Origin of the sequence: Yunchengibacter salinarum (assembly GCF_037658235.1) — a bacterium.
Classification (GTDB): Bacteria; Pseudomonadota; Alphaproteobacteria; order Sphingomonadales; family Kordiimonadaceae; genus Yunchengibacter; species Yunchengibacter salinarum.
This window is the reverse complement of record NZ_JBBJLN010000001.1, coordinates 408,144-428,886: the sequence shown is the minus strand read 5'-3', so window position 1 is coordinate 428,886 and position 20,743 is coordinate 408,144. Positions and strand designations below refer to the sequence as shown.

Here is a 20,743-nt window from a genome sequence, read left to right as displayed (position 1 = left end):
CTTAGCAGGTCAGCATGGGGCCAAGCGCCCGACCGCCAAAGATATGCACATGCAGATGGGGCACTTCCTGATGGGAATCCCGGCCCGCATTGGCAAGAATGCGATAGCCCGGCTCTTCCAGTTCAAGCTGGCGGGCCACTTCCCCCACGGCGCGGAAGAAGCCGGCTATCTCCTCCGCGCTCGCCTTGGCGGTGAAATCCGCCATGGAGACATATTCCCCCTTGGGAATCACCAGCACATGCACCGGCGCCTGCGGGTTGATGTCGTGAAAGGCGAGGCTGTGATCATCCTCGTAAACGCGCTTGCACGGGATCTCGCCGCGCAGAATCCTGGCGAAGATATTGTCCCGGTCATAGGCCATGAATGCCCCCTCTCTGTCACATATGGCGGGCGACCGACTACAGGATGAACTTGGACAGATCGCTTTCCCGGTCCATCAGTTCGCCCATATGCGTGCGCACATAGTCCCGGTCCACGGTCACCGCGCTGTTGCCGCTGTCCGTAGCGGTATAAGAAATCTCTTCCAGCACTTTTTCAAGAACGGTGTGCAGACGCCGGGCGCCGATGTTTTCAATGGTATCGTTGAAATAGGCGGACAGCCGCGCCAGCTCGGCCAGGCCGTCCTCGGTGAAGGTCAGCGTCACCCCTTCGGTGCCCAACAGCGCTTCATACTGGCGGATCAGGCTGTAGGCGGGCTCGGTCAGGATGCGCTTGAAGTCTTCTTCCGTCAGCGCGGACAGTTCCACCCGGATCGGCAGGCGCCCCTGCAATTCGGGCAGCAGATCCGACGGCTTGGACAGGTGAAAGGCACCCGACGCGATGAACAGCACATGGTCCGTCTGCACCGGGCCATATTTGGTGGATACCGTGGTGCCCTCGATCAATGGCAGCAGATCGCGCTGCACGCCTTCCCGGCTCACATCGCCGCCGCGTGCCTCCTGGCGCTCGCAGATCTTGTCCACTTCATCCAGAAAGACGATGCCGTGATTTTCCACCAGGGCGATGGCATCCCGGTTGATGGCTTCCTCGTCCACCAGCTTGTCGGATTCCTCACCCATCAGCACGTCATAAGCCTGCGCCACGGTCAGGCTCTTGCGCACGGTCTTGCCGCCCATGGCCTTGCCCAGAAGATCACCCAGATTGACCATGCCCATGCTGGCCCCCGGCATACCGGGAATGTCCATTTGCGGCATATTGGCCGACCCGGTGTCTTCCACATCCAGTTCGATTTCCTTTTCCGAAAGCTCGCCACCGCGCAGCAGCTTGCGAAACTTGTCGCGGGTGGCGTCGCTGGCCTTTTCCCCCACCAGCGCATCCAGCACCCGGTTTTCCGCCTGAAGCTCGGCCTTGGTGCGCACCTCCGCATGGTGCCGTTCCCGTGTCATCTTGATGGCGGTTTCCACCAGATCGCGGATGATCTGTTCCACGTCCCGGCCCACATAGCCCACCTCGGTATATTTGGTGGCTTCCACCTTGATGAAGGGGGCGCGGGCCAGCTTGGCCAGGCGGCGGCTGATTTCCGTCTTGCCCACGCCGGTGGGGCCGATCATCAGGATGTTCTTGGGCAGCACCTCTTCGCGCATACCCTCTTCCAGTTGCTGCCGGCGCCAGCGATTGCGCAGCGCCACGGCCACGGCGCGCTTGGCCTCCCGCTGGCCAATGATGAACCGGTCCAGTTCGGACACGATCTCACGGGGGGAGAAATGAACACTCTGATCAAGGGTGGCGGGATCGCTCATGGGGCGGTTACTCGCTGTTCTTCAGGGTAAGGAAATATCGTCAATCAAGGGGGGTGCGCGTCTAACCCGTTACCGGGGCAGTGGGATCGCCGGTATTGTCCATGCTTTCCACCACCAGATTGCTATTGGTGTATATGCAGATTTCGGCGGCGATTTCCATGGACCGGCGGGCGATCTCTTCCGCCGACAGGTCCTGATCATAGAGCGCGCGGCCCGCGGCCAGCGCATAATTGCCACCGGAGCCAATGGCCACCACACCGCCTTCCGGGTCCAGCACATCACCATTGCCGGTGACCACCAGCGTCACCTTGCTGTCGGCCACGATCATCATGGCCTGCAACTGGCGCAGATACTTGTCCGTCCGCCAGTCCTTGGCCAGGTCCACCGCGGCGCGGGCAAGCTGACCGGGATGGCGTTCCAGCTTGGCTTCCAGCCGCTCGAACAGGGTAAAGGCATCCGCCGTGGCCCCGGCAAAGCCGGTGATCACCTTGCCATCGCCGATGCGGCGCACCTTGCGCGCGCCGGTCTTCATCACGGTTTCGCCGACGGATACCTGGCCGTCCCCGGCGATCACCACCTTGTCGCCCTTGCGCACGCTGCAAATGGTGGTGCCCATCCACTGGCCGGTTCCATGATCCCCGGCGGGGTTCCCTGCTGACATAAACACCTTTCCTGCTATCCGGGGCCGCGCCATCCTACCGCATTCCGGGCGACCACTTCCTGGGACCGCAAATAGGCATCTTCGCGCGCGCTTGCAAGGGGCAGGCTGCTCAGCTATGGCCTCGGCGGGCGCTTGGTGCTAAAAGCGCCCGGAAAGCGCCGCACCCATCCCGGCGGACGGGAGCCCAAGGAAGGATCAGCGTCATGCGCAAAGCCACGGTAACGCGGAAAACCAAGGAAACCGAAATTTCGGTCACGCTCAATCTGGACGGCTCCGGCCAGTATGACGTGGCCACCGGCATCGGTTTCTTCGATCACATGCTGGAACAGTTGTCCCGCCACAGTCTGATCGATCTGACTGTGCGAACGGATGGCGACCTGCACATTGACGGCCACCACACGGTGGAGGATACCGGCATCACCATCGGCAAGGCGGTGGCGGAGGCGCTGGGCGAACGGCGCGGCATCACCCGCTATGGCCACGCCTATCTGCCCATGGATGAAACGCTGACCCGCGCCGCGCTGGACATTTCGGGCCGGCCTTTCCTGGTGTTCGCCATTCCCTTCAGCCAGGACCGGCTCGGCGCCATGGATACGGAACTGTTCGAGGAGTTTTTCCGCGGTTTCGCCTTTGCCGCCGGGCTGACGCTGCATGTGGAAACGCTTTATGGCAAGAATAACCACCACATGATCGAATCCGCCTTCAAGGCCACGGCCCGCGCGCTTCGTCAGGCCTGTGAGCCCGATTCCCGGCTGGGTGACCATGTGCCCAGCACCAAGGGCCAACTGGGCGGCTGACCCCCGGCCACATGACCGTGCAGGCGCACACCGTTATCGGCGCAAAGGGATGATCCATGGCTGAAACCGTCATCATTGTGGACTATGGCTCGGGCAATCTGCGCTCGGCGGAAAAGGCCGTGGCCCGCGCCGCGGATGAGGCCGGTTTGAACCTGTCCGTCCGCGTGACCAGCGACGCCGACAGGGTGGCCCGCGCCGACAGGGTGATCCTGCCGGGCGTGGGCGCCTTTGGCGATTGCCGCGCCGGGCTCGATGCGCTGGACGGCATGGTGGGCGCCCTGTCCCACGCCGCGCTGACCCGCGCCCGGCCCTTTCTGGGCATTTGCGTGGGGATGCAATTGATGGCGAAAACCGGCCATGAGCATGGCGACCATGCCGGGCTTGGCTGGCTGAAGGCGCACACCACCGCCCTGAAGCCGGATGACCCGTCGCTGAAAATTCCCCATATGGGCTGGAACACCCTGTCCCTGACACCGGCGGGCCGCGCCCATCCGGTCACCGGGGCGATTGCGGCGGATGCCCATGCCTATTTCGTGCACAGCTATCACATGGTCCCGGATGAGCCGGGGCTTGTGCTGGCGGAAACAGACTATGGCGGCCCCGTCACGGCGATTGTTGGCCGGGACACCTTGATCGGCACCCAATTCCACCCGGAAAAAAGCCAGTCCGTGGGCCTTGACCTGATTACCCGATTTCTGGAGTGGCGCCCATGATCACGCTTTATCCCGCTATCGACCTGAAGGACGGCCAGTGCGTGCGCCTGCTCAAGGGCGACATGGCAAAGGCCACCATTTATGGCGACGATCCGGCCCGGCAGGCGCTCAGCTTCGTGCAGGCGGGTTGTGGCTGGCTTCATATCGTGGACCTGAACGGCGCCTTTGAAGGCCGACCGGTGAACCGGGATGCGGTGGAATCCATCCTGTCCCAGGTGGATGTGCCGGTCCAGCTTGGCGGCGGCGTTCGCTCGCTCGCCATGATGGAAACATGGCTGGATGCGGGCATTTCCCGGCTGATCCTGGGCACGCTGGCGGTCAAGGACCCGGATCTTGTGATCGCGGCCTGCCGCGCCTTTCCGGGCCGCATTGCCGTGGGCATCGACGCGCGCGGCGGCAAAGTGGCCGTTGAAGGCTGGGCGGAAGCCAGCGAGCTGGACGTGGCCGACCTGGCCCGGCGGTTCGAGGATGCGGGCGTGGCCGCGCTGATCCATACGGACATTGACCGGGATGGCACGCTGGAAGGTGTCAATGCCGCCGCCAGTGCGGACCTGGCCCGTGCCGTGGATATCCCGGTGATCGCATCGGGCGGTGTGGCCGGGCCGGACGACATCCGCGCCGTGGCCGATACCGGCGTGCTGGACGGAGTGATCACGGGCCGCGCGCTGTATGACGGACGGCTTGATCTGGCAACCGCCCTGCGGCTCGCGGGGGAGGGAGAGCGCTGATGCTGAAAGCACGGATCATTCCCTGCCTGGACGTGAAAGATGGCCGTGTGGTCAAGGGTGTCAATTTCGTGGGCCTGCGCGATGCCGGGGACCCGGTGGAGCAGGCGCGGCTCTATGACCGGGCCGGCGCGGACGAGCTGACCTTTCTGGACATCACCGCCAGCCATGAACGGCGCGACATTCTGCTGGATGTGGTGCGCCGCACGGCGGAAGAATGCTTCATGCCGCTGACCGTGGGCGGCGGCGTGCGCACGGCGGACGATGTGCGCCGCCTGCTGCTGGCCGGTGCCGACAAGGTATCGCTGATGACCGCGGCGGTGAAAAACCGGGATCTGGTGCGCCAACTGGCTGAAAAGTTCGGTTCCCAATGCATTGTAGTGGCTGTGGATGCGAAGAAAGTCGGCCCGGACAAATGGGAGATTTTCACCCATGGCGGTCGCACCCCCACCGGGCTGGACGCCATCGATTATGCGCGCCAGGTGGCCGAAAAGGGCGCCGGTGAAATCCTGCTGACCTCCATGGACCGGGACGGCACCCGCGACGGCTTCGATATTCAGCTTACCCGACGCATTGCGGACGCGGTGCCCGTTCCGGTGATCGCATCCGGCGGCGTCGGCACGCTGGATCATCTGGTGGAAGGCGTGCGCGACGGCCATGCCAGCGCCGTGCTGGCCGCCAGCATTTTTCATTTCGGCGAATACAGCATTGGCGAGGCCAAGCGCCATATGGCCGCCGCGGGCCTGCCCATGCGGGAGGATGCTCCATGACCCATACACCCGATCCCGGCGCCGTTCTTGCCCGTCTTGAGGAAACTTTGAAAAACCGGAAAGGCGCTGATCCCGATACAAGTTATGTGGCCCGACTTCTGGATCGGGGCGTCCCGGTGGCGGCCCGGAAAATGGGCGAGGAAGCGGTGGAAACCGTGGTGGCGGCGCTGGGGGAAGACGACAGCGCATTGCTGGGCGAAGCGGCGGACCTGATGTTTCACCTGATGGTGCTCCTCACCGCGCGCGGGCTCAGCCTGTCGGATGTGACCGCCGAACTGGCCCGCCGGGAAGGGCTGTCCGGCCTGACCGAAAAAGCCCGGCGCGGACAAGACCAGCAAAAAATGCCCTGAAACATCGGTATTGATCGGGCACGGGCGAACCGCCCGATCGCTCAGCCCACCGGCGCGGGTGTGATCACCGTTCCCGGCGCGGGCGCATCCTTGAACTGGGCGGGGCGGGCATAGAAAAAGCCCTGCCCGCAATTGGCGCCGCTTTCCCTGACGATGGCCTCATCGGCATCGGATTCGATGCCTTCCGCCACCACATCCAGATTGAGCGTGCGCGCCAGATCGCAGATCAGTTTCAAAATGGCCCGATTGGCCGCGTTATCGGCGCTGTCCCGAACAAAGGTGCGGTCGATCTTCACAATGTCGATGGGCAGGGTCCGCAGATAGTTCAGGGAACTGTAGCCGGTGCCGAAATCGTCGATCGCCACCTTGACTCCCATGTCCCGCAATACGGACAGAGCCTGGGTGGCGGTTTCCAAATCCCGCACCAGGGCGGTTTCCGTCACCTCCACCCGCAGGCGCGAGGGGGACAGCCGGAACCGGTCCAGCGCCCCGGAAATCTTCTCCACCAGTCGCCGGTCCAGCACCTGATTCGCGGCCAGATTCACCGCAACGCTATGGTTCCCGGCGCCGCTTTGCGCAATGGTCTGCAAGGATCGGTTCAGCACCCGGTCCCCCAGGCTGGTGATAAGGTCGCTGCGTTCGGCCACGGGTATGAACAGGCCGGGCCACAGCCAGCCCGCCGCCTCCTCCCGGATGCGGACCAGCGCCTCATATCCCACCACACGCCGATCGGCCAGGGACACGATGGGCTGGAAGAAAGGCACCACCCGATCTTCCGCCAGCGCGGTACGCACCTCGCTTTCCACGGTCAGTTCCTCGGTGATACGGGCATTCATGCTGCTGGTATAGGAAACCGCCCGGCCACCCCCCTGCCGCTTCGCTTCCCTGAGGGCCGTGCGCGCGGCGGAGCGCACATCCCCGCCGCTGCCACCGGAAACATCCATCCTGGGGCGCACGAATGATTCGCTGTGGGCATACCCCACGCTCAGCTTGATCCACTGGGTTCCGCCCGTGGTCAGATGAATGGACTGATCGAAGCGGGCCACCAGCTTGTCGGCCAGCCCGGCCGCGGCGCCCGGCCCATCGCTCATGTCCGCCGTGGAAAAGACCGCGCCCACCGCCCCGCTCGCCAGACGGGACAGATGGGTTCCCTCAGGCAGGGTTTCGCGGATGCGGGTCATGGTGGTGTCCCGCAGTTCCCGCAGGTCTTCCCCCAGCAGCGCTTCGGTCAGGGAAGAGATATTGTCCACCGTCATCAGCATGACGGCAAAGGGCAGTCCTTCGCTTCGGAAATCCTCGATCGCCTCGCCATAAGCATGTTCATTGGGATAGCCGGTATTCGGGTCCAGATTGCGGCGATCCGTCACATCGGTCTGGGTGCCCGCCAGCAGCAGCGCCCGGCCCTGTTCATCGCGCCGGGCCAGCCCACGGGCCAGCATCCAGCGATAGCGCCCGTCAGCGGCGCGAATGCGATATTCCACTTCCAGATAGTCCGTATCGCCCCTGAGATGGCTTTCCAGCGCCGAGCGCACCGTGGGCACGAACATCGGGTCCAACCGATCGAACCAGTCCCCGCCGGGGTCCTTTCCCACGCGCGGCTCCAGCCCCAGCATGGCGTACCAGCGCTGGGAGAAATCGAACATGTCCTGGCTCGGATGGTACAGGAACACCCCGTCGCGGGACCCTTCCAGAATCAGGTTAAGCTGAGCGGAACGCCGTTCCACCCGGTTTTCCAGCTCAGCCTGCACCTTTTCCATGGAGTCATTGTGCCGCCGCACCTTTTCCAGCAGGAAATTGATCAGTACGGACAGCTTCTGGGCGTCCTCGTCCTCGGACGCGGTTTCCACATGCAGATCGAACCGGTCATCCACCGTCAGACACAACTGATCGGCCAGATCGCGAACGGCGGCTCTCAGGCCCTGATCCGCGTCTTTTGCGGTATCCCTATCCGCCACCATCAGGCCGCTTCCTCCGCCTTGGTGAAACGCACATCCATCAGGCAGCAGTCATCACCGCGCCGCATACATTGCTCATGAATCACATGGGCGGATTCGCCATAGCGCCGGGCCACACGCCGGGCCAGAGCCGCATAGAGCGTGCAAAGCCGGTTGGGCGAGCCGTACTCCACGATCAGGCCATCCGCCGTATTGGCCAGCACCCGGAACTTGTCTTCCACTTCCCGTCGCTCATAAGCATCGCGGATGGCCGCGCCCATGGTGCCATGAATGGCGGGCTGGCGCGCCAGAAAGGCCCGCGCATTGCCAGCCATCTGGAAAAAGGCGGGAAACAGCTTTTCCGCCCGGCGAATGAACCCTTCGGCGTAAAGGTCGCAAAACGCATCTTCATCAAGATCCAGCTCCACCGCCGCTGCCGCCAGCAGCGCCCGGCACTGGGCATCGCTGTAATTGCGATCGATGCGAAAGGCCGTGTATGGCTCACCGGCGCGCTCAAACACCGCACGGACCAGTGCCGAGCCGCCCTGGTCGTCCAGCACCTCCGTCAATACCTTCTGAATAAGACCGATCACCACCCTCACTCCGACACTTTACAGGGTCGCCCCCGGATTCCGGCAAACGCCACCCAAGCCGTGTTTCTGCTTATCAGGCCCCTTGTGCGCTCGCAAGGTCACGCGCGCCGGGCGCGGAGCGGCGATAAGCCAGAGCTTCGGCCAGATGCGCTTCTCCCACCTGCTCGGCGCCCGCCATGTCCGCCAGGGTTCGCGCCACCCGAAGCACCCGGTGATAGCCCCGCGCCGACAACCGCAAACGGCCCACGGCCCGCTCCATCAGGGCCTGACCCGCCTTGTCCGGGGCCGCCACCTGTTCCAGCAGCCGCCCGTCCGCATGGGCATTGAGCCGCACCCCGCTGTCCGGCGCGAGCCGCGCATAGCGTGCTGTCTGCCGCGCCCGCACGGCTGCCACGCGGGCCGCGACTTCGGCGCTGCCCTCCTTGGGCGGCGGCAATGTCAGGTCCAGCGCGGAAACGGCGGGTACCGGCACATGCAGATCGATTCGATCGAACAGAGGGCCGGAAATGCGCGCCTGATACTGCGCCGCACAGGCGGGCGCCCGGTTGCAGGCCAGCCCTTCATCATCCAGATAGCCGCACCGGCAGGGGTTCATCGCCGCCACGAGCTGAAACCGGGCCGGATAGGTCACATGCGCCTCGGCCCGCGCGATCACCGCTTCGCCGGATTCAATGGGCTGGCGCAGGGCTTCCAGGGTCTGGCGCGAAAATTCCGGCAATTCATCCAGAAACAGGACACCGCCATGGGCCAGCGACACTTCGCCGGGCCGGGCCTTCTGGCCACCGCCCACAAGGCTGGGCTGGCTGGCGGAATGGTGCGGCGCCCGAAAAGGCCGCACCCGGCTGATGCGACCCGCGCTCAGTTCCCCCGCCACGGACGCCACCATGCTGGTCTCCAGCGCTTCTTCCGCCGTCATGTCCGGCAACAGGCCCGGCAGGCGGGCGGCCAGCATGGATTTGCCGGACCCCGGCGGCCCGATCATCAGCAGATTATGGCCACCGGAAGCGGCCAGTTCCAACGCCCGCTTGGCGCTTTCCTGCCCCTTGATATCGGCCAGGTCGGGCATTTCCGCCACCGGGTCCGCCAGGCGGGGTTCGGGCCGGGTCAATACCTGGCTGCCGCGCACATGATTAACCACCCCCATCAGATCCGGCGCGGCGATCACATCCGTTTCCCCGGCCCATGCGGCTTCGGGGCCGGTCTCGGCAGGGCAGATCAGGCTGCCGCCCGCATCCCCGGCGGTGATGGCGGCGGGCAACACCCCGGCCACCGGGCGCAAGCGGCCATCCAGCCCCAGTTCCCCCATGGCAAAGGCGCCGTGCAGGCTGTCTTCGGGCAGCACCCGCATGGCCAGCATCAGCGCCAGGGCGATGGGCAGATCATAATGGCTGCCTTCCTTGGGCAGGTCGGCGGGGGACAGGTTGACGGTGATCCGTTCCGCCGGCAGGGCCAGCCCCACCGCCGAAAGCGCCGCCCGCACCCGCTCGCGGGCTTCGCTTACCGCCTTGTCGGGCAGGCCTACAATGGTGAAGGCGGGCAGCCCCCCGGACAGGTGCACCTGGCAGGATACCGGCCTGGCCTGAATGCCCTGAAAGGCCACCGTCTGAATTTCGGATACCACGCACGCCTCCAAACACCGCAACCATACGTCAGCAGGGCAAAACCCTAGCGGCTGTCCCCGTCCCGGTCCAGCGAAACGCCCGGCGCGGCGCCCGGATCGTCATTATCCCGTTCATACAGGGCGAGCGAGGCGCCCTCTTCCACCACGGCCAGCAAGCGATCCAACTGGTCATCGTCAAAGCGTTTGAGCCGCTCCGCCAGCAGATTGACGGCACGGGTGGCGCGCGGGTCCATGCCGGTGGTGTCCACGATCACACGGGGCCGGGACAGGCGGGCCAGTTCCTGCAAGGCTTCCGCCTCGTCCCAGATCAGGCCGAAATAATTGATGATCTGCTGACAGAAGCCATAGGTGGGCGCCCCCCGGCGGCCCCGCTCAAGGGCAGACAGATAAGCAGGCGACACCCCAAGCGCCCGGGCCATGGTGGCCTGATCCACCCCCTTGGCGGCCCTGAGGCGGCGCACTTCCAGGCCAAACGGGGTGATGCGGCTCATGACCGGGGCTCCCGCCGCCGGCGCAGCAGCACATAAAGCGCCCCGTCACCGCCATGATTTTGCGATGCCGTGGCGTAGCGATCCACATAAGGCGCCAATTCGGGCGCGGCCAGCCATTCCGGCACCAGGCGCTTCAGCACGCCGCCATGGGTATCGAAATCCGCCCGGCGGCGATAGGCGGCAGACACCGCGCCGGACTGACGGTATCGGCGTCCCCCCTTGCCGGTGATCACCACCAGCGTTTTCTCCCCCGCCGCCACCGCGGCCATCAGGGCCTGGCGCAGGCGATCATGAGCATCGGTCTGGGTGTGTCCGTGCAGGTCCACCACCCGATCCACCGCCATGTCCCCACGGGTCAGGCGCCGACGGGTGCGCCGGTCCAGCCGGTCCTGCGGGTCCAGCGCCATGGCACCCGGCCTGGGCGGCGGGTCCGATGCTGGCCGGGGCGCCGCGCGACGCGGCGGACGCGGCGGTTCCGGCGCCACCGGCCGATCGGTCAGCGGCGCCACATCGGACGTGGCCGCTTCCCACAAGGCGCGATCCGCCGCGCTGAGGGTGCCGCGGCGCCGGTTCGTGTCCACCGCATCCAGCTTTCTGCCCACCTTGCGCGCTGCGCGCCGCTTACCTGCCATCAGGGGGCCAGCCTTTCCGCCACCGCGCGCGGCAGCAACAGGAAATATCGCCCGCCATGGGCCATGCGTCCGGCAATGGCGCGGGCCTCCTCGCCCCGACCCCAGAACACATCCCCGCGTATTTCACCCCGGATGGCGGCGCCGGTATCCTGCGCCACCATCAGGCGACGGAACGGCACCGACTCATCGCAGCCGCCCCCCGCCACCGGGCGGCGGGCGGCCAGAAACACCGGCGCGTGAAGCGGCAGAAACGCCCGGTCCACCGCCAGCGACCGACGCGGCGTCAGCACCACACCGGCGCTGCCCACCGGCCCCGCCCCATCAGGCAGGCGGCGGAAAAACACATAACGGGCATTTTCCCGCATCAAGGCGGCGCCCCTGTCCGGGTTTGCCATCAGCCAACGCTTCAGGCGCTGCATGGACATGGCCCGTGCCGGAATTTCCCCCCGCTGGATCAGGGCGCGCCCTATGGAAAAATAGGGGTGGCCGTTCTGCCCGGCATAACCCACCGCCATCATCCGCCCATCCCGAAGGCGCAGGCGGCCGGACCCCTGAACATGCAGGAAAAAGGCATCCACGGCGCTGTCCGTATAGGCCAGAACCTCGGCCCGGTCCCCAAGCGCGCCCGCTTCGATGGCGGCGCGATCCGCATAGGGCACCAGCCGTCGCCCGTTGATCCGGCCCGCCAGGCTGCGGCCTTTCAGATCATCGCGGAAAGCGCCCAGATCCACGCTCACAAGATCATCGGGGCGGGCATGAAGCGGTATGGTAAAACGCCCGCCTTTTTCCAGCGCGGCATCCAGAACCGGTTCATAATAGCCGGTGAAGGTGCCTTTCGCCCGCCCGTTCAGCGTAACCGCGAAAGGCTGGAAATGTTCCCGGAAAAAAGCGTGCGGGTCCATATCGCCCTGCGACGTCGACCCATCAAACGCGGCACAGGCGGGGCGCCAGTCCGACACCCGGCCCGCCACGGGCATCCGGTCGCCGAACCGGGTGGTCACGTCGACTCCCCCCATGGCGCGCGTTTCCGGCAACCGGGCCAGCCGGGCGCAACTGCGTCTGAACGCGCGCATCGCCCCGGTCAGCGGGTCATCCGCAAAGCCGGGCAGGGCATCGAAGGAAACCGGGTGAAAACGCAGGCGCGGCCCCGCATCCGGGGTGGCCAGAAGCAGGGCCAGCCAGACCGGAACCACCAGAAACAGGGCGATCAGGCCACCGAGAGGAAGCCCGCGCCACAGGCCCGCACCGGTCCACTCAGACCGCGCCACGGGATCAGCCCGACCGGGTGGCCACCAGCGTCCAGCTTGGATCATCGGACGCCGTGTTGCGGGCGAAGGTCCAGCGATCCGTTACCTCCACCACGTCAGAGGGGTCGCCTTCGGTTATGTCGCCGTCGCCGTCGCGGGTGACATAAATGATCTCGGACTCGAACTTCACGGTGATTTCGGCCATCCGGCCTTCCAGGCGCGCCTTGGTGATGGTGGCCTCGTCAATGTCCACCAGCTTGCTTTCCACGGTTTCGCCCGCCTCCTCACGCGCATCAATGGCCTTGATGAAGCCCTCGGCCACATCGTCGGCCAGCATGTCCCTGAGGGTCTGCCGATCACCGGCCCAGAAGGCTTCCAGAATCATCTGATAGGCCGAGCGGGCGCCGTGCAGGAACTGCGCGGGATCGAAGGAACGATCCGCCTTGCGGATATCGGCAAAACCGGCCCGAAGCGCCGGGTTCTGTTCCATGTCCACCACGCGCTGCTCGTCTTCCTGAGTGCCGTGGCCGACCACCTCGCCTTCCACCAACTGCCCGCGCCCGGTACGCTCGTCCGCCGTGACGCGGTTGCCGCCGGTATTGGTGCCCGCGTCCGCGCCGGGCTCGTTGCCGGTCTTCTTGCCCAGTTCCGATCGCAGCCTGAGCGCGATGAAACCGGCGAGAAGCGCTAGCAGGATAATGTCAAAACCATTCATGGAAACCGTCCAGGGGATGCTGCCCCGTTAAAGCACTGAGCTGTTGGAACCCTTGGTGCTGTCACGCCGCGCAATCCGAACCGCGCCAGCGCCACCACCATGTTCCAGCCCGCCATTCCACCCCGATCGGGGCAGACCGATCAGGAAAAGCCGATCATGCGGGAAACGATGCCGGGCAGACAAAATTCCTCGCCGTGCATTGAAGCCGGGCTGCATGATCCCCTTATAGATAGGCAGCATGGAAGGAAAGAGCAAGGAATGGCTTTATTCATTTTACTTCTGTTGATCCTGCTGCCGGTGGCGGAACTGGCAGTTCTGATCGATGTGGGCAAGGTGGTTGGCTCGCTGGGCGCGGTGGGGCTGTGCCTGCTGACGGCGGCAGTGGGCCTCAGCCTGGTGAAGATGCAGGGCACCCGCGTTCTGGCGGAAATGCGCGAACAGGCAAACCGGGGCGAGCCGGTGGGCGCCAAGCTGGTGCACGCCTTTTTCCTGGTTCTGGCCGGGATCGCCCTGCTGATCCCCGGCTTCATCACCGATGCGGTGGGCGCCCTGTTGCTGCTGCCCCCGCTGCGGCTGATGCTGGGGCGGGCCTGGCTGAAACGGATGCGCGCCCGCATGGCGGAAGCGGAAAAGGGCGGCCCGGACGTGGAAGGCACCGCCCGCTGGTCCGACGGGGAGGCCACCATCATCATCGAAGACCGCGACGACCCCTGGCAAAACCGCTAGCGGGCGCCCGACCGGGCCGGTTTCCCGCCACGCATTCGCGCTTGTAGGGGCGCGGAAAGCGTGCTAGCCCTCGCCCGGAATTCTGTCCGCGGCTCCCGGTGGTGCCGCGTTCGAACCCTGAACAATTACGCCAACAGGCATGAGAGTATATACAATGGCCAATAACGATTTCGATACACAGGAAACGCCCGTCAATGCACCGGGTGCCGGCAACATTTCTGGCGCGCCGGAGGGACAGACCGGTGAACAGGCCCAGCCGCAGGCGGCCATGATCAACCAGTATGTGAAGGACCTTTCCTTTGAAAATCCCAATGCGCCCGGCTCGTTCCAGCGTCAGGAAGGGGACAAGCCGAACATTGATGTGAATGTGAACATCAATGTGCAGCGCATGAATGAAGAAGTGTACGAAGTGGAACTGAAGCTGTCCGCCCGCGCCACCAACAAAGGCACGGACGGGGAAGAAAAAGTCAGCTTCATCTGCGAACTGGCCTATGGCGCGCTGTTCGGCATTCGCAACCTGCCGGACGAGCAGCTTCGCCCGTTCCTGATGATCGGCGGCCCCACCATGATGTTCCCCTTTGCCCGCCGCATCATGGCCGATGCCACCCGCGACGGCGGCTTCCCGCCGCTGATGCTGGAGCCGATCAATTTCGAGGCCCTGTACCGCGCCCAGTTGCAACAGCAACAGCAGCAGCAGCAACAACAGCAGGGCGGCGCTGATGGCGTTGGCGCGCCGGACCCGGCCAACCTGAACTAAAACCCCATACGGGCAGCACAGGCCGCAAGGCAATCAGGGCGGGGCCGCGACTTACAGGCCCCGCCATACTGCTTCAGCGCCGAAAAACATAACGCCCAAGGCAGGGCAACAGGGCGGCCCGCCGCTCAGCGCCGCCGCCCGCCATAGGCGATCGCCAGCAGATGCCGGTTCACCACCGTTTCCGCCGGATAATCGGTTGTCTTGCTATCCACATCCGCCTGAAACAAACGCAGCAGAGCCTTTTCCAGCGTGCGGCCCGGCCAGTGATTCATATCGCTGATGAAGGCGGCTTCCTGCTTCCAGAACACGCCCACCTGCTTCGCGGCCTGTTTGGGCGGCACACCCCCGGCCACATAACCCTGTGCCAGATGCAGGGCCATGAAGCGCTTCTGCACAAGGCGCACCACCATGGCCGGCGCTTCCCCGGCCAGCCAGGCCCGGTCCAGCCGGTCTTCCAGTTCAACCAGGCGCCCGCCACTGACGGCGGCGGCGATATCGCCAAGCCCCCCGGCGCTGCTGTTGCCCACCACCGACGCCGCATCGGCGCGTGTCACGGTGCGATCCGGGTCTTTCAGCTTGTACAGCACCAGCTTTTCCAGCTCGGATCGGCTGATCATGCGGTTGGCGCCCAGATGGTCCACCAGCCAGGCAATGGCATCCCGATCCGGCACCAGGTCGGCGGCGCCCAGAACCTCGCGGATCAGGCTTTCCAGATCCCGGTCGCTGTCTTCATAGCACCCCACGGCCAGCGCCTTTTTGGAGCGCATGGCCTGTTGCACGGCGGAGGCCCGGTTATCCAGATCGGTGCCCGCCTCCACAATGGCGATGCCATCCCCGGCCTCCGCCGCAAGCAACAGCTTGATCGCCTTGCCCAGCTTTTCCGTGTCCTTCTGTGCGGTGGGGCGGCCATCCAGCAGCACCACGCGTCGCCCGCCCATCATGGGCAGCGAGGCCACTTCATCCTGCAACAGCGCCACATTATCGCGTAGATCGGCCATGGTCAGGCTGACCACCTGAAAGGGGTCGCTCAGATCGTCGGCATGGCAGCGGGCAAACGCCTGGGCGCGTTCGTGGATCAGGCCGTCATCATTGCCATGCAGCAATATCAGCCGAAGCGCGGGATCGGGCCGCTCCAGCGCGGCTTTCACCTGCTGGGGCGATGCGGCTTTCACGGCCCCGCCCCCTCCGCCGCATCCGCCCCGCGGGCGTTTTCCGGCTTATCTTCCGGCGCCAGCTCCCCTTCCCGCAACGCCATGGCAAGCCGCCGTACAAGGCGATCCGCCAGCGCTTCACCCAGCCGGCGGGCTGTATCTTCACGGGTCATCACATTGGAAAAGTCACTCTGGACCACATCATAAATGGCCCGCTCCCGCAGGGTAATGCGCCAGACGGCCCGATCCGCGGCGCGCTCCCGCTCGGTCCCTGGCGGGTCAAGGGGTACCAGCCGCGCCGTAAGGCTGAGGGTCAGCCGTTCTTGTGTGACCGATTCGTCGGGCCGGATACCGAACCCCTGCACGGCATCGTCCAGCGCGATCACAAGGCGGAAATCAGGATTGCTGGCGGCGGGAACACGGGTCAGGATGCGGTTGCGCACCTGCTGGGCAAGGCGGGACTTCACCGGCGGCACCATAATCCGGTCCAGCGCCTGAAGCGGGGCCGCTTCATTGCCCCCGTCATACAGGGGCTTGAACCCGCACGCCGCCAGGGCCGGAACCATCAGAACCAGCAGTGCGGCCCGCATCCCGCGGCCAATCCGCGCCCGATAACAGCGCACGCGCCCGTCTCCCGTTCTATTTCACCACGATATTGACGATCTTGCCGGGAACCACGATCACCTTGTGGACCGTTTTGCCGTCGGTAAAGCGGCGCACCTTTTCCAGGGCCAGCGCCGCCTGTTCGATATGGGCCTTGTCCGCATCCGGCGCCGCGTCAAGCGTATCGCGCACCTTGCCATTCACCTGAACCGCCAGGGTAACGCTATCCGATTTCAGAAGCGCATCCTCAAAACCGGGCCATGGGGTTTCCGCCACCAGCCCGTCATGGCCCAGCCGCTGCCAGCATTCCTCCGCCAGGTGGGGCATCATCGGGCCGATCAGCAGAACCAGCGCCTCCAGCGCTTCCCGCAGCACGGCTTCACCGTGGGCCCCGGTGGGCGGCGTGGCAATGGCGGAGGCGAATTCATAGATCCGGGCCACCGCCTTGTTGAAATGCAGGGCAGCGATATCATCGGTCACGGCGGCAATGGTGCGGTGGGTGGTTCGGCGCAGTGCCGCCGCCGAATCCGACAGGCCCGCCACACCGGCGGGCAGGCTTGCCACATCCACCCCGGCCAGAGCGTCGGCGGCGCCGTCCACCAGGCGCCAGACCCGCTGCATGAAGCGCCAGGCCCCTTCCACGCCGCTGTCGCTCCACAGCAGATCGCGTTCGGGCGGGCTGTCGGACAGCATGAAGAAGCGGGCCGTATCCGCGCCGTACTGTTCGATGATATCGTCCGGGTCCACCACGTTTTTCTTGGACTTGGACATCTTTTCCGCCCGGCCCTCGGTCACGGTCAGGCCGCTGTCCCGACGCACCAGGGCACCATCCGACCGCTTGTGGACCAGATCCGGCAGCACCCACTGATTGTCGCTGTCCCGATAGGTGGCATGGTTCACCATGCCCTGGGTGAACAGGGCCTCGAAAGGCTCGGCCACATCCAGCTTGCCGATCCGCTTCAGGGCCCGCGTGATAAAGCGGGCATAGAGCAGGTGCAGAATGGCGTGCTCGATGCCGCCGATATACTGGTTCACGGGCAGCCAGCGATCCACGGCCTCCCGCGCGAACGGGGCATCGGCGTGCGGGGTGACAAAGCGCAGGAAATACCAACTGCTGTCCACGAAGGTATCCATGGTATCGGTTTCCCGCTCCGCCGGCGCGCCGCATTCCGGGCAGTGGGTATGTTTCCAGTGCGGGTGATGATCCAGCGGATTGCCCGGCTTTTCAAAGGACACATCTTCCGGCAGCTCCACCGGCAACTGATCGCGCGGCACGCCCACGGGGCCGCACGCCTTGCAATGGATCACCGGGATCGGCGTGCCCCAGTAACGCTGGCGGGAAATGCCCCAGTCCCGCAGGCGGTAATTGACCTGGCGACGGCCCCAGCCCTCGGCCTCCGCCCGGTCGATCACGCGGGCGCGGGCATCCTCGGCGGCAAGACCGTCGAGAAAGCCGGAATTGATCATGTGGCCGGGGCCGGTATAGGCGGTGTCGGCAACGCCGAAATCGGCGCCCTCACCTTCCGGCGCCACCACGGGCAGCACGGGCAGATCGTATTTGCGGGCAAAGTCCAGATCCCGCTGGTCGTGGGCCGGGCAGGCGAAAATGGCACCGGTGCCATAGTCCATCAGAACGAAATTGGCCACATAGACCGGCAGCGTGCGGCTTTCATCAAGGGGGTGGCGCACCCTGAGGCCCGTATCGAAGCCGCGCTTTTCCGCCTTTTCGATCTCTTCCTCGGATGTGCCGATGCGGCGGCATTCGGCCACGAAATCCGCCATATCGGCATTATCGGCCATCAGTTCGGCGGTTAGCGGATGATCCGGCGACAGGGCGCAGAAACTGGCACCGAAAATGGTGTCGGGCCGGGTGGTGTACACATCGATGGTGCGGTCATCCCCCACCACATCAAAGGAAAAGCTGAGCCCTTCGGATCGACCGATCCAGTTTTCCTGCATCAGCTTCACCTTGTCCGGCCAGCGGTCCAGACCTTCCAGCCCGGCCAGCAGTTCATCGGCAAAGTCGGTGATTTTCAGGAACCATTGGGACAGGCTGCGCCGCTCCACCGGCGCGCCGGAGCGCCAGCCGCAACCGTCGATCACCTGCTCATTGGCCAGCACGGTCATGTCCACCGGGTCCCAGTTGACCATGCTGTCCTTGCGATACACCAGGCCCGCTTCCATCATGTCCAGAAACAGGGCCTGCTCCTTGCCATAATAGGCGGGATCGCAGGTGGCGAACTCCCGGCTCCAGTCAATGGCCAGGCCCACCTGTTTCAGTTGGGCGCGCATATTGGCGATATTGTCATAGGTCCAGTCGGCGGGGTGCACCTTGCGTTCCATGGCGGCGTTTTCCGCTGGCATCCCGAAGGCGTCCCACCCCATGGGATGCAGCACTTCATAACCACGAGCGCGCTGAAACCGGGCCACCACATCGCCCAGCGTATAGTTCCGCACATGGCCCACATGAATGCGCCCGGACGGATAGGGAAACATTTCCAGCACATAATAGGGCGGGCGATCGCTGTCCGTACGGGTGCGGAAGGTATCGCGCTCCTGCCAGAGCGCCTGCCATTTCTTTTCGGTGGCCTTCGGATTATAGCGGGACATGGCTGGCGTAAGGTCCTTCAAGGGTTGGCTGAAACGGTAGGCCCTGATGCGGGGCGGCTTTGCCCCCGCGAGAGGGGCGAAGGGCAGGGGCGAAAGGCTGGATCAGCCCTTGCCTTCCATCGCCTCGATCCGCAGGCGGCGGGCGCGGGTGAGAATGGCCTCCTCCACGCTCAGGGGGGTGCGGGCCTGCACATCGGCGGAAACCCAGGTGCCGTCCTTGCGGGTCTGGCGCACCACGGTGACCTTGATCCCGTCCGACCGCAGCGCTTCGGACAGGAAACGCACCGTGACCTTAACACGCTCATCCGGGCTTTCCGGGGCGCTGTGCCAGTCGGTCAGGATGGTGGCGGCGGCCGGGTCGGCCTGATCCAGCGGCATGAAGGACAGGGTGTCCATCGTGGCCTGCCAAAGATACCCGTTCACCCCGATCGCCGTGGTCTTGGGGCCAAAGGCGCCCTTCTTGGCATCGTCGCCGCCGAACAGGCCACATGCCTGAAGGCTCAACGCCAGAATCACGATCGTTGCGGCGCGAAGAATGGCGGTCATAGCTAATGTCCTCGATTTGGGCTGTCTTCAAATTAAAAGCGGCCGACAGGTGCGCCCCCGCACGGCTCCGCATGACCTTGACAGGGCGTTATAACGGCGCAGTCTGCGCCTGACCAGAGCGAATCCCCGAAACCGGCGCGCCGAACCTGTCCGCCTTCCTGCGCGAACGTGGCAAAACCGTGACGCAAAGGTCACAGATGGTTGAAGTTCGACGCACCACCTTGATTCAGGATTCGACTCGTTATATCCGAAACTCCACAATAAGGGTTGAGGGTATCTCCCGGTTCGGGGCGCTGTGCGGAACGGGGAAGAGCGGGACAAAAACCATGAGCGGCTTTGCCAAAAGCAAAGACATCGGGAAAAGACGAATAGTCCGCGCGCGCGGGGCGGCCACGGCCACGGGGCTGTTGATGGCCGGTGTGATGATGGCCGGTCTTGCCCTCGTTTCGGCTGCTCCCGCCGTATTGGCGCAGGATGGGGGCGGCACCGCGCCGGAAACCATCGCGCCGAGCGAACGGCGCAGCGCCGACGCCGAGACCAGCCCCCCACTCAAGGACAGGGCACGCTTCGACTCTTCCAATTTCATGCGTCGGCTGGATCTGTTCATCATGGAACAAAACGGCCAGGGCCCGGTGGCACCCGGTTTTTCCCCGCTGAGCGATCAGGACCTGACCCTGTCCCTGCGCCGCAAAGGCGCACAGGACAAAGACGGCTTCATGACCCTTCGGGACACCAGCCGCCCCGATGCGGGAAGTGGCAGCCAGGCCGGACGGCCTGACTTCAGCTCCCTGTACCACCCGGATGGCACGATACGGGACAGCCTGATCGGGGAACGGCATGGCCACAGCAGCCTAGGCCTGCGCTTCGGCGATGCCGACGCGGCGGAGCGGGACGTGCTCTCCCTGTCGCTGGAAAGCGGCTATCGGCTCTGGTCCAGCCTGCCGGGCACAAATCTGCACCGCACCGATGGGCCTTTTGCCTCGCCACTCACCGACCGGGAAGTGAATCTTGGCCTGTCCGTGGGGTATTGGGGTTTCAATCTGGATGCCTCCGTCCTGCGCCAAACCAGCCCCTTTTTCCAGGATACCAGCGGGTTTGAGGCCGGCCTCAGCTATAAAAGCCAAAGCTGGGCCGCCCGGCTGAGCATGAGCGAATATCGCCGGGGCGCAGACCTGATGGGGCTGGAAAACGAAGCGCGGGACATCATCTCGGTGGAACTGGGCGCCGTATATCGCCTGACAAGCCAGGTGGGGCTGACCGGCAGCCTGCGCTATTATGATTATGGCGACCGGGTGTTGACCAATATCGAAGCCGGTGAAGGCGCGCAGATGATTTTCCTGGGCGGTCGGCTGGAATTCTGAA

The 20,743-nt window shown here is 64.9% G+C and carries 22 protein-coding genes; 8 read left to right on the top strand and 14 right to left on the bottom strand.

Annotated features, from left to right (window positions below; translation table 11 throughout):
- Window position 1: 1 nt before the first annotated feature.
- The 3 genes from WGH93_RS02025 to hslV form a co-directional block, all read right to left on the bottom strand.
- A complete protein-coding gene (locus WGH93_RS02025) occupies window positions 2-361 on the bottom strand; it encodes a histidine triad nucleotide-binding protein (protein ID WP_374763172.1) in 360 nt (119 codons plus the stop codon).
- 37 nt (window positions 362-398) lie between these two features.
- A complete protein-coding gene (gene hslU / locus WGH93_RS02020; RefSeq protein ID WP_374763171.1) occupies window positions 399-1,739 on the bottom strand; it encodes an ATP-dependent protease ATPase subunit HslU in 1,341 nt (446 codons plus the stop codon).
- A 61-nt stretch (window positions 1,740-1,800) separates the two neighbouring features.
- The gene (gene hslV, locus WGH93_RS02015; protein WP_374763170.1) at window positions 1,801-2,400 is read right to left on the bottom strand and encodes an ATP-dependent protease subunit HslV; all 600 of its coding nucleotides are present in this window, start codon (window positions 2,398-2,400) and stop codon (window positions 1,801-1,803) included.
- Between the two features lie 203 nt (window positions 2,401-2,603).
- Between hslV and hisB the strand changes: the two genes are divergently transcribed.
- Genes hisB through WGH93_RS01990 form a run of 5 tightly spaced genes read left to right on the top strand, consistent with a single transcriptional unit; the run spans window position 2,604 to window position 5,755 of the window.
- Window positions 2,604-3,197, top strand: coding sequence for an imidazoleglycerol-phosphate dehydratase HisB (hisB, locus tag WGH93_RS02010; protein ID WP_374763169.1), 594 nt, complete (start codon window positions 2,604-2,606; stop codon window positions 3,195-3,197).
- A gap of 56 nt (window positions 3,198-3,253) precedes the next feature.
- Entirely contained in the window at window positions 3,254-3,910 is a 657-nt protein-coding gene (hisH, locus tag WGH93_RS02005; protein WP_374763168.1) for an imidazole glycerol phosphate synthase subunit HisH, read from the top strand.
- Entirely contained in the window at window positions 3,907-4,638 is a 732-nt protein-coding gene (hisA, locus tag WGH93_RS02000; protein ID WP_374763167.1) for a 1-(5-phosphoribosyl)-5-[(5-phosphoribosylamino)methylideneamino]imidazole-4-carboxamide isomerase, read from the top strand. The genes hisH and hisA overlap by 4 nt, the downstream gene beginning before the upstream one ends.
- Window positions 4,638-5,405 (top strand): imidazole glycerol phosphate synthase subunit HisF, encoded by a 768-nt coding sequence (hisF, locus tag WGH93_RS01995; RefSeq protein ID WP_374763166.1) that lies wholly within the window; start codon window positions 4,638-4,640, stop codon window positions 5,403-5,405. The genes hisA and hisF overlap by 1 nt, the downstream gene beginning before the upstream one ends.
- On the top strand, window positions 5,402-5,755 hold the full coding sequence (locus WGH93_RS01990) for a phosphoribosyl-ATP diphosphatase (RefSeq protein ID WP_374763165.1): 354 nt from the start codon (window positions 5,402-5,404) through the stop codon (window positions 5,753-5,755). Before hisF ends, WGH93_RS01990 begins: the two co-directional genes overlap by 4 nt.
- Before the next feature lie 41 nt (window positions 5,756-5,796).
- On the opposite strand, the gene WGH93_RS01985 is transcribed toward WGH93_RS01990, so the two are convergent.
- The 7 genes from WGH93_RS01985 to WGH93_RS01955 form a co-directional block, all read right to left on the bottom strand.
- A complete protein-coding gene (locus WGH93_RS01985) occupies window positions 5,797-7,713 on the bottom strand; it encodes a putative bifunctional diguanylate cyclase/phosphodiesterase (protein WP_374763164.1) in 1,917 nt (638 codons plus the stop codon).
- Complete coding sequence (locus WGH93_RS01980; protein WP_374763163.1) at window positions 7,713-8,282, bottom strand: heme NO-binding domain-containing protein; 570 nt, start codon at window positions 8,280-8,282, stop codon at window positions 7,713-7,715. The genes WGH93_RS01985 and WGH93_RS01980 overlap by 1 nt, the downstream gene beginning before the upstream one ends.
- Before the next feature lie 73 nt (window positions 8,283-8,355).
- Complete coding sequence (locus tag WGH93_RS01975) at window positions 8,356-9,903, bottom strand: YifB family Mg chelatase-like AAA ATPase (RefSeq protein WP_374763162.1); 1,548 nt, start codon at window positions 9,901-9,903, stop codon at window positions 8,356-8,358.
- Window positions 9,904-9,947: 44 nt separating this feature from the next.
- Window positions 9,948-10,385 carry a helix-turn-helix transcriptional regulator gene (locus WGH93_RS01970; RefSeq protein WP_374763219.1) on the bottom strand — a complete coding sequence of 146 codons (438 nt, stop codon included), beginning with the start codon at window positions 10,383-10,385 and terminating at the stop codon, window positions 9,948-9,950.
- A gap of 5 nt (window positions 10,386-10,390) precedes the next feature.
- Window positions 10,391-11,026, bottom strand: a complete 636-nt coding sequence (locus WGH93_RS01965; protein WP_374763161.1) for a Smr/MutS family protein — start codon at window positions 11,024-11,026, stop codon at window positions 10,391-10,393.
- Window positions 11,026-12,294: a murein transglycosylase A gene (gene mltA / locus WGH93_RS01960; RefSeq protein WP_374763160.1), complete on the bottom strand. Its 1,269-nt coding sequence runs from the start codon at window positions 12,292-12,294 to the stop codon at window positions 11,026-11,028. Before mltA ends, WGH93_RS01965 begins: the two co-directional genes overlap by 1 nt.
- A 4-nt stretch (window positions 12,295-12,298) precedes the next feature.
- Window positions 12,299-12,988, bottom strand: a complete 690-nt coding sequence (locus WGH93_RS01955) for a Tim44/TimA family putative adaptor protein (protein ID WP_374763159.1) — start codon at window positions 12,986-12,988, stop codon at window positions 12,299-12,301.
- 258 nt (window positions 12,989-13,246) lie between these two features.
- Between WGH93_RS01955 and WGH93_RS01950 the strand changes: the two genes are divergently transcribed.
- The gene (locus WGH93_RS01950; RefSeq protein ID WP_374763158.1) at window positions 13,247-13,714 is read left to right on the top strand and encodes an FxsA family protein; all 468 of its coding nucleotides are present in this window, start codon (window positions 13,247-13,249) and stop codon (window positions 13,712-13,714) included.
- A 154-nt stretch (window positions 13,715-13,868) separates the two neighbouring features.
- Window positions 13,869-14,471 (top strand): protein-export chaperone SecB, encoded by a 603-nt coding sequence (gene secB / locus WGH93_RS01945; RefSeq protein WP_374763157.1) that lies wholly within the window; start codon window positions 13,869-13,871, stop codon window positions 14,469-14,471.
- A 125-nt stretch (window positions 14,472-14,596) separates the two neighbouring features.
- Here secB and holA read toward each other — a convergent pair whose 3' ends face one another.
- The 4 genes from holA to WGH93_RS01925 all read right to left on the bottom strand — a co-directional run bounded on the left by holA (window position 14,597) and on the right by WGH93_RS01925 (window position 19,381).
- On the bottom strand, window positions 14,597-15,643 hold the full coding sequence (holA, locus tag WGH93_RS01940; RefSeq protein WP_374763156.1) for a DNA polymerase III subunit delta: 1,047 nt from the start codon (window positions 15,641-15,643) through the stop codon (window positions 14,597-14,599).
- Window positions 15,640-16,212: a hypothetical protein gene (locus tag WGH93_RS01935; RefSeq protein ID WP_374763155.1), complete on the bottom strand. Its 573-nt coding sequence runs from the start codon at window positions 16,210-16,212 to the stop codon at window positions 15,640-15,642. Before WGH93_RS01935 ends, holA begins: the two co-directional genes overlap by 4 nt.
- 49 nt (window positions 16,213-16,261) lie before the next feature.
- The gene (gene leuS / locus WGH93_RS01930; RefSeq protein WP_374763154.1) at window positions 16,262-18,835 is read right to left on the bottom strand and encodes a leucine--tRNA ligase; all 2,574 of its coding nucleotides are present in this window, start codon (window positions 18,833-18,835) and stop codon (window positions 16,262-16,264) included.
- Between the two features lie 102 nt (window positions 18,836-18,937).
- A complete protein-coding gene (locus WGH93_RS01925) occupies window positions 18,938-19,381 on the bottom strand; it encodes a DUF3576 domain-containing protein (RefSeq protein ID WP_374763153.1) in 444 nt (147 codons plus the stop codon).
- 326 nt (window positions 19,382-19,707) lie between these two features.
- On the opposite strand from WGH93_RS01925, the gene WGH93_RS01920 reads away from it, so the two are divergent.
- On the top strand, window positions 19,708-20,742 hold the full coding sequence (locus tag WGH93_RS01920; protein ID WP_374763152.1) for a hypothetical protein: 1,035 nt from the start codon (window positions 19,708-19,710) through the stop codon (window positions 20,740-20,742).
- Window position 20,743: the final 1 nt, after the last annotated feature.

What these genes read in the sequence shown, in the direction of transcription:
- WGH93_RS02025 (WP_374763172.1), bottom strand. Translation starts at nt 361, where the DNA reads ATGGCCTATGACCGGGACAATATCTTCGCCAGGATTCTGCGCGGCGAG.
- hslU (WP_374763171.1), bottom strand. Translation starts at nt 1,739, where the DNA reads ATGAGCGATCCCGCCACCCTTGATCAGAGTGTTCATTTCTCCCCCCGT.
- hslV (WP_374763170.1), bottom strand. Translation starts at nt 2,400, where the DNA reads ATGTCAGCAGGGAACCCCGCCGGGGATCATGGAACCGGCCAGTGGATG.
- hisB (WP_374763169.1), top strand. Translation starts at nt 2,604, where the DNA reads ATGCGCAAAGCCACGGTAACGCGGAAAACCAAGGAAACCGAAATTTCG.
- hisH (WP_374763168.1), top strand. Translation starts at nt 3,254, where the DNA reads ATGGCTGAAACCGTCATCATTGTGGACTATGGCTCGGGCAATCTGCGC.
- hisA (WP_374763167.1), top strand. Translation starts at nt 3,907, where the DNA reads ATGATCACGCTTTATCCCGCTATCGACCTGAAGGACGGCCAGTGCGTG.
- hisF (WP_374763166.1), top strand. Translation starts at nt 4,638, where the DNA reads ATGCTGAAAGCACGGATCATTCCCTGCCTGGACGTGAAAGATGGCCGT.
- WGH93_RS01990 (WP_374763165.1), top strand. Translation starts at nt 5,402, where the DNA reads ATGACCCATACACCCGATCCCGGCGCCGTTCTTGCCCGTCTTGAGGAA.
- WGH93_RS01985 (WP_374763164.1), bottom strand. Translation starts at nt 7,713, where the DNA reads ATGGTGGCGGATAGGGATACCGCAAAAGACGCGGATCAGGGCCTGAGA.
- WGH93_RS01965 (WP_374763161.1), bottom strand. Translation starts at nt 11,026, where the DNA reads ATGGCAGGTAAGCGGCGCGCAGCGCGCAAGGTGGGCAGAAAGCTGGAT.
- WGH93_RS01955 (WP_374763159.1), bottom strand. Translation starts at nt 12,988, where the DNA reads ATGAATGGTTTTGACATTATCCTGCTAGCGCTTCTCGCCGGTTTCATC.
- WGH93_RS01950 (WP_374763158.1), top strand. Translation starts at nt 13,247, where the DNA reads ATGGCTTTATTCATTTTACTTCTGTTGATCCTGCTGCCGGTGGCGGAA.
- secB (WP_374763157.1), top strand. Translation starts at nt 13,869, where the DNA reads ATGGCCAATAACGATTTCGATACACAGGAAACGCCCGTCAATGCACCG.
- WGH93_RS01935 (WP_374763155.1), bottom strand. Translation starts at nt 16,212, where the DNA reads ATGCGGGCCGCACTGCTGGTTCTGATGGTTCCGGCCCTGGCGGCGTGC.
- leuS (WP_374763154.1), bottom strand. Translation starts at nt 18,835, where the DNA reads ATGTCCCGCTATAATCCGAAGGCCACCGAAAAGAAATGGCAGGCGCTC.
- WGH93_RS01925 (WP_374763153.1), bottom strand. Translation starts at nt 19,381, where the DNA reads ATGACCGCCATTCTTCGCGCCGCAACGATCGTGATTCTGGCGTTGAGC.
- WGH93_RS01920 (WP_374763152.1), top strand. Translation starts at nt 19,708, where the DNA reads ATGAGCGGCTTTGCCAAAAGCAAAGACATCGGGAAAAGACGAATAGTC.